A 13,161-nucleotide genomic window follows, 5' to 3' on the forward strand; every position below is an offset into this window, starting at 1 on the left:
CTCAGTCGGCGGAGTCGACCGAGTCAGGGCTGTCGACGGAGGCCGGGCTCGCGGCCGATGCGGGGGCGACCGGCTGCGGCGCGGGGGCCGGGGCCTGCACGACCTCCGGTGCCGAGCTGGCACTCGGGGTGGGGGTTGCCGTCGGGGAGGCCGTCGGCGTCGCACCGACGCTCGCTCCAGCACCACTGACTCCCTTGACCTCCTCGAGAGCGATGCTCGAGATGGGGGGAACCGACGACTCGGTCGTCGAGTCCACGAGCGGCATGGCCCCCGCGATCGACGCGGCACTCGCGGCGACGAGACCCAGCCCGAGCGCCGAGGCGGCTCCGACAGCGAGCCATCCGCGTGCGGCGCCGTGCGCTCGGGGAGTTCCGGTCGGCGACGAGGTCATGCTTCCAGTATCGACGGCGCAGCCGGGCCTGTGGGTGAGAGTTCTCTCACGGAAGCGCCCGCCTTGCGGCACGCACCGCTACCAGGTGGAGGTCGTGAGCGGCCGCTCATCGGCGGTGACGATGCGCTCCGCCCGCTCGAGCAGCAGCTGAGCATCCTCCGACCCCGCCGCCGAGCGTGCGAGAGCGTGACCGAGAAGCTGCGTGCCGGCGATCGCGTGCGCACGGTCGGCGAAACCAGGCTCGCGGGAGCCGAACCAGCGCCGTCGCCACCCGTCCGCGAGCACCGAGCTGCGGCGTGCGCGCACCGTGGCCGCGCTGCCCCCGTCGTGGATGACGGTCGCGATGAGGTGGGCGTAGAGCGCTGCGGCATCATCGGCCGGGTCGCCCCACCCGGAGGTGTCGATATCGAGCACGCCCGTGATGCGGCTCGGTTCGCTCGGGTCTACGAGCAACTGCGCGAGGTGCAGATCGCCGTGCACTGTGCGCGAGGGGGGCGGTTCGCCTCCCGCGCGATACCGGGCGGCGATCGCCCGCGACGTGCGCTCGATGCGCGAGTCGTGGTCGGGCAGCTGGTCGAGCAGCCGCTCCTCGTACCAGTCGAGGCGGCGCACGAGCGAGGAGCGCGCGGGCGCCTCGGAGGGCACCGACGCGATCTGCACGACAAGGCGCGCGAGCTCATCGAGCAGCGCGCGCGGATCGGTCGCCCGGTCGAGGACGCTGATGAGCTCGGCTCCCGCGAGGGCTTCGAGGGCCACGAGCCCCTCCTCGCTCCACCCGAGCACGGAGGGAACGGGAACCCCGTGCTGGCGCCACTGGGTGTGCTTGCGCTGCAGAGGCTCGGCCGTCGAGGGGCGCACGACCTTCAGGAAGTACGCGGTGCCCGAGGTGTCGACGCGCACGACCGCGCGCTTGCCCGGCCGGTAGGCGGCGAGGGAGACCTTGAGGTCGTCGACGGGCAGGCCGAGTCGGCCCAGCACGACCCCGGCCGCCTCGGCGTAGACCGCCGTGCGCAGTGCCGGCAGGGCGGGGTCGGCGGGGTACACCCAGACATCGACGCGGTCGCCCGATCCCGGCTGCGTCAGCGTGAGCACGCCGGGTCGCGTCGCATCGGGAGGCGAGGTCTCGACGAACACGGTGTGGTCGGCGCTCTTCCCCGCGGCATCCGTGAGTGAGACGCGGTAGCCATGGGTGAAGCCCTGCCCGGTCGGCTCCACCTGCAGCGCTGTCACCTCGCCGAGCGTCGAGCCGAGGGACGACGCCACGGCGGTGAGCACATCGTGGTGCGGAAGGGGGCGCGCGGTCGTCGACATCGTTCACATTCTGTCGGATGTCTCGGTCAGCACGTCAATCCGCCGCACCGGGTTGACGCGGCGGCATCGGGTCCAGTAGCGACACCGACTCACTCCCTCCCCCGATGTGGGGGGGCCACGATTGCTGGAGAGCAGACCGGCACCGGCGTAGGGTGTACCCGTCGTGTCCCCCCTTTGGCGGACACCGCGAGCGCACCACACCCCCGCACCACCCGAGAGGGTTCCTTCACCCGAAAGGAAGGACCGTCAGCATGCCCGCACTCCTCGTCACCGCCATCGTCGTCTCCCTCGAGCGGCACCGCCGCCTCACGCCCGTCACCGCGATCCTCACCGGCCTGTCGACGCTCGCGATCGTCGGCGGCGCCATTCTCGTCACGTTCTCAACGACGGCGCCCGCCTTCGCGAGCGACATCGCCCCGCGCGGTGTGGGCGAGAACTCGCTCGAGCGCGTCGACGCGCTGGAGCTGCCCACCCTCTAGAGCGCTGCGCGCCGGCACGCAGGATCAGCCGCACAGGAGCAGCCGCGTCGCGGCTGTCCGCGCCTACTCCTGCCCGCGGGGCGACTGGCCCCAGCACTTCGGCCCGCAGTCCCGGTACGGTCCCGACTCGCCGGACGCCGCACGCCGGGTGCTGATGAGGCGCCGCACGGAGTCGTCGACCGAGGCCTGCGAGACGGTGCCATCCTCGACCGAGGCGACCAGAGCATCCAGGAGGGATTCGGGGTCGATGCCGACCGATCGGGGATCGCCGGGCAGCACGTAGAGCAGCAGGTCGTTGCCGGCGGCGAGCGCGCGCACGGCGTTGCGTTCGGGGTCGGCGTACTCGGCGAGGCCCGAGCGCTGCAGCATGAGCATGTCGTCGGTGACGACGATGCCGTCGAACCCGAGCTCGTCGCGCAGAATCGTGATCCACTCGCTCGAGAGCGTCGCGGGCACGGCGCTGATGCTGTCGAACTGCAGGTGGCCCGTCATGACGAGCGGGGCGCCCGCCTCGATGCCCGCGATGAAGGGCACGGCGTGCGTGCGCCGCCACTCCTCGAGGCTGATGCTCGAGCGGGGCACGCTCACGTGCGAATCGTCAGGGCTCGCCCCGTGCCCGGGAAAGTGCTTGAGCGTGGAGAGCGCGGCGCCGCTCTCACCGCGTACGGCGGCCGCGACCCGCTCGGCGCTCGCGGTGGGCGATTCGCCGAGGGTGCGCGGGCCGATGAAGCTCGAGCCGTCTGGCGAGACGTCCGCGACCACGCCGAAGTTGATGAGCACCCCCGCCTGGTCGACGAGACCCGCCCTCTCACGAAAGGCGGCCTCCGTCGCGGACGGTGGCGCCGTCCACAGGGCGCGCCCGGCCGGCGCGTCGTCGGCGAGGAGCCGCCGCACGATGCCGCCCTCCTGGTCGATGGCGGTGAGGATCGGCAGGCCCGGCTCGGCGTGCAGCGCGGCAGTGAGTCTCGAGACGGTCGTTGCCGAGCCGCCGACGTTGTCGCCCATGAGGATGACGCCACCGAAGCCGTGCCGCTCCACGACCGAGCGGATGCGTGAGGCATCCGTGCCCGGCACGTGGATCATGACCTGGGCGGCGAGCTTCTGTCGCAGGGTCATGTCGGCGAGCCGTTGGTCGACATAGAGAACGGTGGGGTCGAGCAGCGGCGGCGCCCCGGCAGCGCGAGCCTCGGGCGCGCGCGGTGCCGCCTCGTAGGAGACGCAGCCTGCGACGGCGAGCACGGCGAGGGCGGCCGCTGCGGCGAGGAGCGCGCGCGGTCGGCTCGAGCGTCGTCGCATCTGACGATGGTAGCCCGGGGGGGTCGACATACGATGGCCGCATGCTGACTCGCGCCCGTGCCCTGCTGGGTGCCGCGCACCTCGGGCCGAGCGTCGTCGTCACGGTGGTCTCGGTGGCGCTCGGCGTCGTCTCGGGCCTGCCGATCGAACGGGTGGCGCTGCTCGGTGCTGTCATCCTGGCCAACCAGCTGTCGATCGGCTGGTCGAACGACGCCCTCGATGCGGATCGCGACCGTGATGCCGCCCGCGCCGACAAGCCGACGGTGCGCGGGGACGTCTCACCCCGCACCCTGCTGGTGTGCGCCGTGGCGAGCGCGACCCTCGCGATCGCCCTCTCCCTCCTGCTGGGCCTGGCGGCGGCCGCCGCGCACCTGGTCTTCCTCGCCTCCGGCTGGGCCTACAACGCGGGGCTCAAGCGCACCTTCTGGGCGACCGCCTGCTACGTGGTGGGCTTCGCGAGCCTGCCGCTCATCGTGACGCTCGCGCGCGAGACGCCGCAACCGGCGGCGTGGTGGGCGGTCGGCATCGGCGGGATGCTCGGCCTCGCCGCCCACGTGGCGAACGTGCTGCCCGATCTCGCGGATGACGCCCGGCACGGCATCCGCTCGCTGCCGCACGCGCTCGGCGCCCGCGGGTCGGGCGTCGTGGCCCTGCTGGCTCTCGCGGCGGCGGCGGCGCTCGGCGCGCTCGGGCCGCCGACCCTCACCCCTCTCGGCATCGCGGGCCTGGCCGCTTCGGCGGCGCTTCTCGTGGCGGGGCTCGTCGTCGTGGCCCGCCTGCCCGGCTCGCGCGCGCTGTTCCGCGTCATCATGGCCTCGGCGCTCACCGCGGTCGTGACGCTCGCGGGCGCCGGGTCAGCGATTCTCGGCTGAGGCCGTCTCCTCGGCCGGCGCGGGGTCGTTGCGGATGCCGATCGCCGAGGTGATGGCACCGGCGGCGAGCAGTGCCGCGCACAGGATCAGTGCGCGGTCGAACCACGCGCCGTCCACCTCGGTGCCGATGACGAGCCCGAGCACGGCGATCGCGATGAGCCCGGCGACGCGCGAGACGGCGTTGTTGGTCGCGGAGGCGATGCCCGACTGCCGCGGGTCGATCGCGCCGAGGATCGCCGAGGTGAGCGGCGCGATCGTCATGGTGAGCCCGAAGCCGAAGAGCAGCACGCCGGGCAGTGCCTGCGTGACGAAGTCGAAGGGCTCGTCGATCGCGAGCATCAGCAGAAAGCCGACGGAGGCGAGTGCGGGCCCGCCGGCCATGAACCATCGGGAGCCGTACCGCCCGGCGAGCGTGCCGAACCAGGAGGAGAGGGCGATGTTGAAGATGGTGACGGGCAGCAGCACGAGCCCCGCGAGGGTGGCTGAGAGGCCGATGCCCTGCTGCAGGTAGATCACGATGACGAGCGACCCGACGGCGAGGGCGGCGTAGATGGTGACGGTCGCGAGGTTGCCGACGGCGAAGTTGCGGGAGCGGAAGAGCCCGAGGGGCAGCATGGGATGCGCGGCACGGCGCTCGCGGACGAGAAAGCCCGCGAGGCACAGCACGCCGACGATGAGCGGGACGAGCACGATGGGGTCGGCCCAGCCGTAGTTGGCCTGCTCGATGAGGCCGAAGACGAGCCCGCCGAGCCCGACCGCGCCGAGCAGTGCGCCGAGGTAGTCGATGGGCACGCGCGTCTCGGCGGGCTCGTTGCGCATGGGCAGCATGAGGATGAGCGTCGCCGCAATGGGGATGACGTTGATGACGAAGACCCATCGCCAGCTCGCGAGGTCGGTAAGCACCCCGCCGATGAGGGGGCCGGCGAGGAAGGCGGCGGAGGTCCACGCCGTCCAGATGCCGATCGCCTTCGCCTGCGTCGCGCCGCGGTGCGTGCTCATGATGAGCGCGAGCGAGCTGGGCACGAGAAGCGCTCCGGCGACGCCTTGCGCGGCACGCGCAACGATGAGTAGCTCGGCGGTCGGCGCGAGGCCGCAGGCGAGCGAGGTGACGCCGAAGCCGATGAGCCCGATGCGCAGGATCGCGACGCGGCCGAGGAGGTCGCTGAGCGAGCCGGCGAGCAGGATGAGCGCCCCGAGGGTGATGAGGTACGCGTCGACGACCCACTGCTGCACGGGCAGGCCTCCGCCGAGCTCGTCGGTGATGGCGGGCAGGGCCACGTTGATGACGGTCCCGTCGAGGAACGCGACGAAGGCGGCGAGAATCGCGACGGCGAGCGCGCGGCGGTTGAGGGGGTTCACACGGATGAGTCAATCACAGGCGAAGTGCAAGTAGAAGTGCCGACCCGCTATACCCCTGGGGGTATGTCGTGTACGCTGATGGCGACCCCCCACCGAAACGGAGCCCGTGCCATGCGCCGCACCCTCAGCACCCTCGCCCTCAGCCTCACTCTCGCTCTCGGCCTCGCGGCCTGCGCTCCGAGCGCCGAGCCGCTCGACCTCGAGGAGGGCACCGTGCTGCTCGACGTGCGCACCCCCGGCGAGTTCGCCTCCGGCCACCTCGAGGGCGCCCTCAACATCGACGTGCAGACCGCCGACTTCGACGCGCGCGTCGCCGAGCTCGACCCCGACGCCGCGTACGTCGTCTACTGCCGCACCGGCAACCGCTCGGGTCAGGCCATCGCGCGCATGGAGGCGCTCGGCTTCAGCGACCTCACCAACGGCGGCAGCGTCGAGAGCGCGGCTGCCGCCACGGGCATCCCGATCATCACCGACTGAGCGGGGCGCCGCGCGGCCGTCCGCGGTGGACGATCAGGCGACGGGCGCGGATGCCTCGGCCACGAGCTCGCGCACGCGCGGCATGACCTGCGTGCCGTAGAGCTCGATCGCGTGCATGAGCTTGTCGTGGCTCATCGGCCCTGTGCTGTACTTCATGTCGAAGCGCTGCACGCCGAGGCCCGTGACGGTCGCGGCGATCTTGCGCGCGACGGTCTCGGGCGAGCCGACGTAGAGCGAGCCGTGGGCGATCTCGGCATCGAACTGCGCGCGCGTCGTCGGGCCCCAGCCGCGCTCGCGCCCGATGCGCGAGTACATGACCTCGTAGTGCGGCCACAGCTCCTCGGCCGCCTGCTCGTCGGTGTCGGCGACGTAGCCGGGCGAGTGCACGCCGATGGGCTGCATCGGCTGCTCGAGCTGCGTGAGCGCGCGGTGGTAGAGGTCCACGTACGGCGCGAAGCGCGCGGGTTCACCGCCGATGATCGCGAGCATGAGGGGGAAGCCGTAGCGGGCCGCGCGCACGACCGACTCGGGGCTGCCGCCCACGCCGACCCAGGTGCGGATGCTGCCGCTCTCCGTCGTCGGGTACACCTGCACGCCGTTCAGCGGCGGGCGGATGGTGCCCTCCCACGTGACGGGCTGCTCCTTGACGACCTCGGCGAAGAGGTTGAGCTTCTCCTCGAAGAGCACCTCGTAGTCCTTCAGCTCGAGGCCGAACAGCGGGAAGGACTCGGTGAACGAGCCGCGGCCCATGATGATCTCGGCGCGCCCGTTCGAGACCGCGTCGAGGGTCGCGAAGCGCTGGTGCACGCGGATGGGGTCGTCGGAGCTCAGCACGGTCACGGCGGTGCCGAGCTTGATGCGCTCGGTCTGCGCGGCGATCGCCGTGAGCACGACGTCGGGTGCGGAGACGGCGAAGTCGTCGCGATGATGCTCGCCGATGCCGAAGAAGTCGACGCCGACCGTGTCGGCGAGAACGCCCTCCTCGACGACGTCGCGGATCACCTGCGGGTAGCTGACATACTCGCCGGCGGCGTCCTTGCTGCGGTCGCCGAAGGTCTCGAGCCCGAATTCGAGGTCCATGATGTCGTTGCTCATGCTCGTGTCATCCATCCCGAGCGGTCGACCGCTCTCGTCCTTGTGCGCACAGTCTATTCACACGCATTGACATCACGAACGCGAGGATGCGCGCTGCTATTCCCGCACGCCCGTCACGGCTGCAGGCGCCCCAGCGTCCAATCCCCGCTCGCGTCCCGCGTGTAGACGAGGCGGTCGTGCAGGCGCGAGGTGCGGCCCTGCCAGAACTCGACGCGGTGCGGCACGATGCGGAACCCGCCCCAGCGCTCGGGCCGCGGCACGGTCTCGACCCCCTCGAAGCGCTCCTCGGCCTCGCGCACCTTGCGCTCGAGACCCTCGCGCCCGTCGATGGGCTGCGACTGGTCGCTCGCCCACGCCGCGACCTGCGCGCCGCGGGGCCGGTTCGCGAAGTAGTCGTCGCTCGCCTGCTGCTCGACCGGCCGCGCCTCGCCGTAGAGCATGACCTGCCGGTGCAGCGAGTACCAGGGGAACACCGCCGAGATGCCCGGGTTGGCGAGCAGCGCCCGGCCCTTGCGCGAGGTGTAGTCGGTGTAGAACTCGAACCCGCGCTCGTCGACGCCGCGCAGCAGGACGGTGCGCACCGAGGGTGCGCCATCCGGGTCGATCGTGCCGACGACCATCGCGTTCGGCTCGTACACCTTGCGCTCGGCGGCCTCGGCGAGCCAGGCGCGGAACTGCGTCACCGGGTCGGCGGCCGCATCGGCCTCCTCGAGCTTCTCGGCCCCGTAATCGGTGTGGGTGCGCAGCGCTGCGGCGAGGTCATCGTTCGCGGGGCCGGTGGGTTCTGCGGGACTCTCGCTCATGCGGTCAGCGTAGGCGGCGCCGGCCGAGAAGTCGCCGAGCGAACTTGTCGAGTTCGACGATGACGAGCACGCTCGAGGCGGCGATCGCGCAGCCCGCCCACTCGGCGAGGGTGAGCGGCACGAGCCCGAGCACGGCCGCCGCGGGGCCCCACGTCATGACGAGCGCCTGCAGGCCGATCGCGCCGAGCGCCGTGGCGATGAGGAACGGATTGCTGACCGGGCTCACCGTGAACAGGGAGCGGTGCTCGGTGCGCGCGCTGCCCGACTGGAAGAAGCTCATGATGACGAAGAGGGTGAGCACGAGCGTGCGCGCGTGATCGAGCGCGTAGCCGCTGCTCAGCGCCCAGGCGAAGGCGAGCAGCAGCACGGCGGCCATCCAGATGGCGGTGACGACCGTGCGCCCCCACAGCGCCCTCGAGAGGATGCCCTCGCTCGACGGCCGCGGAGGCCGCCGCAGCTCGTCCCCCTCCTCGGGCTCGAAGGCCAGCGCGACGTCCTGCAGGCCGCTCGTGACGACGTTGAGCCACAGCACCTGGATGGGGAGGAACAGCAGCGGCTGGTCGAGGAAGACGCTCACGGCGACGGCGAGCATGATGCCGAAGCCCGTGGAGAGGAGGAAGAAGGTGGCCTTGCGGATCGCCGCGAACGTCACGCGGCCCTGCCGCACGGCTTCGACGATCGTCGCGAAGCGGTCGTCGGTGAGCACGACATCAGAGGCCTCGCGGGCGACATCGGTGCCCGCGCGGCCCATCGCGACGCCGATCGCGGCCGCCTTGAGGGCGGGAGCGTCGTTGACGCCGTCGCCCGTGACGGCGACCGTGTGGCCGAGCTGCTGCAGCGCGCGCACGATGCGCAGCTTGTCGGTCGGCGAGACGCGCGCCGCGACCGTGGCGGTGCGCAGGCGCTCGCGCAGGGCGTCGTCGTCGAGGTCGCCGACCTCGACCCCCGTGATGACGCCGCCGTCGACGGCGATGCCGAGCCGGTCGGCGATGGTCGTGGCCGTGAGCGGGTGGTCGCCGGTGATCATGATGACGCGCAGGCCGGCGGCGCGGCACTGCTCGATCGATGCACGCGCCTCGGGCCGGGGCGGGTCGGTCATGGCGATGAGGCCGAGCAGCTCGAGCTCGCTCGGGTGCGGCAGCTCGGGGCCGTGCGGGGCGCTCTCGGGCGACTCCCCGCTCGGGTAGCGGCGCCGGGCGAGGGCGAGCACGCGGTACCCCTCGCGGGCGAGCTCGGCGTTGGCCTCGAGCACGCGCTCGCGCGCCGCCGCGAACGGCTCCTCGGCGCCCGCGACGCTCGAGCACATGGCGAGGACGAGCTCGGGGGCTCCCTTGACGTGCAGCACGAGGCCGTCTGACTCGTCGCGCAGGGACTGCGCGTAGCCGTTCTGCGGCTCGTACGGCAGATGGGCGAGCTGCTCGGGCAGCTCGTCGTCGGGGCCGACGACAGCCGTGCCGCGCGCGGCGACCGCGAGGGCCACGTCGACCGTGTCACCGAGGAAGCCCGCCTCGCTCTCCGCGTTCGCGTGGCACTCGTTGACGAGCGCTCCCGTGCGCAGCGCGGCTCGAGCGGTCTCGTCGAGCTCGGGCGGCGCATCCACGATGTCGGCGAAGCCGCGCGCCGTCCACAGGCGCTCGGCGGTCAGGCGGTTCTGAGTGAGTGTGCCCGTCTTGTCGCTCGCGATCACCGTCGTCGACCCGAGGGTCTCGACCGCCGGCAGGGTGCGCACGATCGCGTTGCGGGCGGCCATGCGCCGCACGCCGATCGCGAGCGCGATCGTGAGCACCACGGGCAGGGCTTCGGGAATCGTCGCGACGGCCATGGAGACGGCGGAGAGGAAGATCTCCTCGAGCTCCTCGCCGAGGAGAGCGCCGGCGACGAAGACGATGGCGGCCACGAGGCCGACGAACAGGCCGATGCGCCGCTCGAGGCGGCGGATGATGAGCTGCAGGGGCGTGGGATCGGGGGCGCCCTGCACGAGCTCGTTGATGACACCGAGCTCGGTGTCGGCGCCGATCGCGACCACGACGCCGTGCGCGCGGCCGGAGGTGGCGAAGGTGCCGCTGAAGAGCATGCTCGTGCGGTCGGCGACCTCGGTGTGCTCGGCGACCGGGTCGGCGGTCTTGTGCACCGACTCCGACTCGCCGGTGAGCATGGACTCGTCGACGAGCAGGGCGTGCGCGTCGAGCAGCCGCAGGTCGGCCGGCACGCGTTCGCCGCTCTCGAGGGCGACGACGTCGCCCGGCACGAGCTCGGTGGCGCTCACGCTGCGCACGTGGCCGTCGCGCACGACGCGCGCGGCGGGCACCGTGAGCGAGGCGAGCGCACGCATCTCGCGGTCGGCCCGCAGCTCCTGCCAGAACCCGATCGTCGCGTTGAGCACGAGAACGATGACGATCGCGATCGCGTCGACGTAGTCCTGCAGCAGCAGCGTCACCGCGGCAGCGACGATGAGGATCGCGATGAGCGGCGAGCGGAACTGCCGCAGCACGATCTTCCAGGCCGGGTCGGGAGGCCGTGCGGTGAGCGCGTTGGGCCCGAACCGCTGCTGCCGCTCGGCTGCGTCAGCCGCCTTCAGCCCGCGCGGGCTCGACGCGAGCTCGTCGAGCACCGCGGCCGCGTCGCGCGCGTGCCACGGAGCGGGAGTGCCGGTGTGGGCCATCGCCGTCAGGCTACGGGCGCTGCTCTCGACCTTCCAGAGGCGAAGGTCCCCGTGAGAGGAGCAGTGAATTCGATGGTGGACCTGAGGGGACTCGAACCCCTGACCCCCTGCATGCCATGCAGGTGCGCTACCAGCTGCGCCACAGGCCCGTGGCTAACCCGACTCTCGCCGGGGACAACTCGACAAGAGTAGTACACCGACCCGGTGCCCACCAATTCACGGCGGCCGAGCATCCGGCACGCTGCCACGGTGTTGGATAGGGACATGACCGCGACCCCCGTGACCGTGTCGATCACCCGCTCCGTGCCGCCGGAACGCGCCCGCGAGTTCGCCGCCTGGGCGCGCGCCGGCGAGAACCTCATGAGCCAGTTCCCCGGCTATCTGGGCTCCGGCTGGGTGCGCCCCGACCCCGAGTCACCCGAATGGCACATGCTGCTGCGCTTCGCCGACGAGCCCAGCCTGCGCGCGTGGGAGAACTCGAGCGAGCGCGGCTGGTGGGTCGGCACCATCAAGGAGTTCGCCGCCAATCAGCGCGTCGAAGAGCGCACCGGCATCGAGGGCTGGTTCGACGAGCCCAGCCGCGTCGACGTCATCGCTCCCCCGCCGCCCGCACCGCCGCGGTGGAAGCAGATGATCGCCATCATCCTCGTCTTCTACCCGCTGAGCCTCGGCACCAACGCCGTCATCGACCCGTTCACCGACGGCTGGCCGCTCGTGCTGAGAGTGCTGCTGCTCGTGCTCATCGTCTCGCCGATCATGACCTACCTGGCGCTGCCGTTCGTCACGCGCGCGCTGCGGCCGTGGCTCATGAAGGGGCGCGTGTAGCGTTCGGTCCCGACGGCGCCGCTAGGCAGAATCGGTGGCGGGATGCTCGAGCTCGAGCGGCACGGCAGGGCAGTCCTTCCACAGCCGCTCCAGGGAGTAGAACAGCCGCTCCTCCTCGTGGAAGATGTGCACGATCACGTCGCCGAAGTCGATGAGGATCCAGCGGCCCTCCGCACGGCCCTCGCGGCGCAGCGGCTTCACGCCCGCCTCGATGAGCTTCTCCTCCACCTCCGCGGCGATCGCCTGCACGTTGCGCTCGTTGCGACCCGTGACCAGCACGAAGACGTCGGTGAGCGGCAGAGGCTCCGAGACGTCCAGCGCGACGATGTCCTCACCCTGCTTGGAGTCGGCGGCACGAGCGGCGAGCTGTGCGAGGTCGAGGGCGCGGGAAGTAGCGGTCACGGGGTCCTTGAAAGGTCGAGGGCGGAGGGAAGCACTCAGAATAGTCCGTTGACCGCCGCGAGCACGAACAGGCCGATCGCCACGACCGCCATGACGACCGTCGCCGCCACCAGGACCGTGGTGAGGGTGTTGCCGTTGCGCTGCGGCTTGCCGTGCACGATGTTGCCCGTGCCCGTGTGGCCGCTCACCGCGCGCAGGGCGCTCACCGGTGCCGCGCCCGTCGACGTGAGCTCCACATCGCCCGGCTCCACGTAGTCGTCCACGTCAGCGCTGTCGTGCACCGAGGGCACCGTGCCCGTGCTCGTGACGATGCGCGGAACCTCGATCATGCCCGTCACGATGATCTCGCCCGTACCCGTCACCGGGCCGCTCAGGTTCGAGACGGGCATCTGCGGCAGCACGAGCGCGTTCGTCGAGTGCGACGCCGACCCGACTTCGCGGCTGAACGTGTTCGTGAACGGATCCTCGTCGTCGTGCACGCCCACCGACCAGTGGCTGCCGGTCGTCGGCGCCGAGGACGACGACGGCTCCACGAGCTCGTCGGGGGTCGCCTCCGGCTCGATGAGCGGCGGAGGCACGGGAGCCGACGGCGGCAGCGGGGCGGGCGACGGGAGCGTGTGGCTCGGCGGAGGCGCAGAGTCGACCGGCGGGGCGGTGTGGCTGGGCGGTGCAGTGTGGTGCGTCGGCGGAGCCGTTGTCTCGTGCGGAGACGGTGCGGGTGCCTCCACGACCGGGGGCACGACCGGGTCGCTCACGTCGCGCAGCGAGCGGAGCTGGCGACGAGAGAGCGTGTGCTCGCTGATGACGTGCGGAGCCGACGGCTGGCGCGCCCCGGGCCTCGGCTCGGCGACGTGGTGCGAGGAGGGTGCGTCGACCGGGCGCTCCGTGCGGTACTCGAGCGGAGCATCCTCATCAACGGCCGGGGCGAAGGAGGCGCGCGGGGCCTCCTGCTCCGACGGCGGGCGGAAATCGCGCCGGCGCATGCGCTGCGCCGGCTCGGCAGGAGGAGCCACAGGGGCGGAGGACACGAAACCCGGCGACGCGGGCGTCGGCGTGGGCACCGCGCTCGATACACGCTCTCGGCCGGCAGCTTCGCGCTCGGCAGACTCGCGCGCGGCGCGCTCGGCGCGCTCGGCCGCTTCGCGGGCTTCGCGGCGGCTCATCGGCTGCTCGTGGTGACTGCTCATGA

The 13,161-nt window shown here is 72.0% G+C and carries 13 protein-coding genes and 1 tRNA gene; 4 read left to right on the forward strand and 10 right to left on the reverse strand.

Features of this window, described 5'->3' with window-relative positions:
• Window position 1: 1 nt before the first annotated feature.
• Entirely contained in the window at window positions 2–391 is a 390-nt protein-coding gene (locus IE160_RS08115) for a hypothetical protein (protein WP_179872141.1), read from the reverse strand.
• Window positions 392–469: 78 nt separating this feature from the next.
• Complete coding sequence (locus IE160_RS08120) at window positions 470–1,702, reverse strand: phosphotransferase family protein (protein WP_191150750.1); 1,233 nt, start codon at window positions 1,700–1,702, stop codon at window positions 470–472.
• 251 nt (window positions 1,703–1,953) lie between these two features.
• Here IE160_RS08120 and IE160_RS08125 point away from each other — a divergent pair, with 251 nt between their 5' ends.
• A complete protein-coding gene (locus IE160_RS08125) occupies window positions 1,954–2,181 on the forward strand; it encodes a hypothetical protein (protein ID WP_191150751.1) in 228 nt (75 codons plus the stop codon).
• A gap of 63 nt (window positions 2,182–2,244) precedes the next feature.
• Here IE160_RS08125 and IE160_RS08130 read toward each other — a convergent pair whose 3' ends face one another.
• Window positions 2,245–3,477 (reverse strand): glycoside hydrolase family 3 N-terminal domain-containing protein, encoded by a 1,233-nt coding sequence (locus IE160_RS08130; protein ID WP_191150752.1) that lies wholly within the window; start codon window positions 3,475–3,477, stop codon window positions 2,245–2,247.
• 41 nt (window positions 3,478–3,518) lie between these two features.
• On the opposite strand from IE160_RS08130, the gene IE160_RS08135 reads away from it, so the two are divergent.
• Complete coding sequence (locus IE160_RS08135) at window positions 3,519–4,349, forward strand: UbiA family prenyltransferase (protein ID WP_191150753.1); 831 nt, start codon at window positions 3,519–3,521, stop codon at window positions 4,347–4,349.
• Here the strand turns inward: IE160_RS08135 and IE160_RS08140 are convergent.
• Complete coding sequence (locus IE160_RS08140) at window positions 4,332–5,708, reverse strand: MFS transporter (protein ID WP_191150754.1); 1,377 nt, start codon at window positions 5,706–5,708, stop codon at window positions 4,332–4,334. The two genes, IE160_RS08135 and IE160_RS08140, sit on opposite strands and share 18 nt — an antisense overlap.
• Before the next feature lie 111 nt (window positions 5,709–5,819).
• Between IE160_RS08140 and IE160_RS08145 the strand changes: the two genes are divergently transcribed.
• On the forward strand, window positions 5,820–6,185 hold the full coding sequence (locus IE160_RS08145; RefSeq protein ID WP_191150755.1) for a rhodanese-like domain-containing protein: 366 nt from the start codon (window positions 5,820–5,822) through the stop codon (window positions 6,183–6,185).
• A 33-nt stretch (window positions 6,186–6,218) separates the two neighbouring features.
• On the opposite strand, the gene IE160_RS08150 is transcribed toward IE160_RS08145, so the two are convergent.
• The 4 genes from IE160_RS08150 to IE160_RS08165 form a co-directional block, all read right to left on the reverse strand.
• Window positions 6,219–7,280, reverse strand: coding sequence for an LLM class flavin-dependent oxidoreductase (locus tag IE160_RS08150; protein ID WP_191150756.1), 1,062 nt, complete (start codon window positions 7,278–7,280; stop codon window positions 6,219–6,221).
• 113 nt (window positions 7,281–7,393) lie between these two features.
• On the reverse strand, window positions 7,394–8,083 hold the full coding sequence (pdxH, locus tag IE160_RS08155) for a pyridoxamine 5'-phosphate oxidase (RefSeq protein WP_191150757.1): 690 nt from the start codon (window positions 8,081–8,083) through the stop codon (window positions 7,394–7,396).
• A gap of 4 nt (window positions 8,084–8,087) precedes the next feature.
• Window positions 8,088–10,745, reverse strand: coding sequence for a cation-translocating P-type ATPase (locus IE160_RS08160; RefSeq protein WP_191150758.1), 2,658 nt, complete (start codon window positions 10,743–10,745; stop codon window positions 8,088–8,090).
• Window positions 10,746–10,818: 73 nt separating this feature from the next.
• Window positions 10,819–10,894 (reverse strand) — tRNA-Ala (locus IE160_RS08165).
• Between the two features lie 115 nt (window positions 10,895–11,009).
• On the opposite strand from IE160_RS08165, the gene IE160_RS08170 reads away from it, so the two are divergent.
• Window positions 11,010–11,570 (forward strand): antibiotic biosynthesis monooxygenase, encoded by a 561-nt coding sequence (locus IE160_RS08170; protein WP_191150759.1) that lies wholly within the window; start codon window positions 11,010–11,012, stop codon window positions 11,568–11,570.
• Window positions 11,571–11,591: 21 nt separating this feature from the next.
• Here IE160_RS08170 and rsfS read toward each other — a convergent pair whose 3' ends face one another.
• Together rsfS and IE160_RS08180 are read right to left on the reverse strand one after the other, a co-directional pair.
• Entirely contained in the window at window positions 11,592–11,972 is a 381-nt protein-coding gene (gene rsfS / locus IE160_RS08175; RefSeq protein ID WP_191150760.1) for a ribosome silencing factor, read from the reverse strand.
• A 35-nt stretch (window positions 11,973–12,007) separates the two neighbouring features.
• Window positions 12,008–13,159 (reverse strand): hypothetical protein, encoded by a 1,152-nt coding sequence (locus IE160_RS08180; RefSeq protein ID WP_191150761.1) that lies wholly within the window; start codon window positions 13,157–13,159, stop codon window positions 12,008–12,010.
• Window positions 13,160–13,161 lie beyond the last annotated feature (2 nt).

Source organism: Chryseoglobus sp. 28M-23 (assembly GCF_014789785.1).
Taxonomy (GTDB): Bacteria; Actinomycetota; Actinomycetes; order Actinomycetales; family Microbacteriaceae; genus Microcella; species Microcella indica.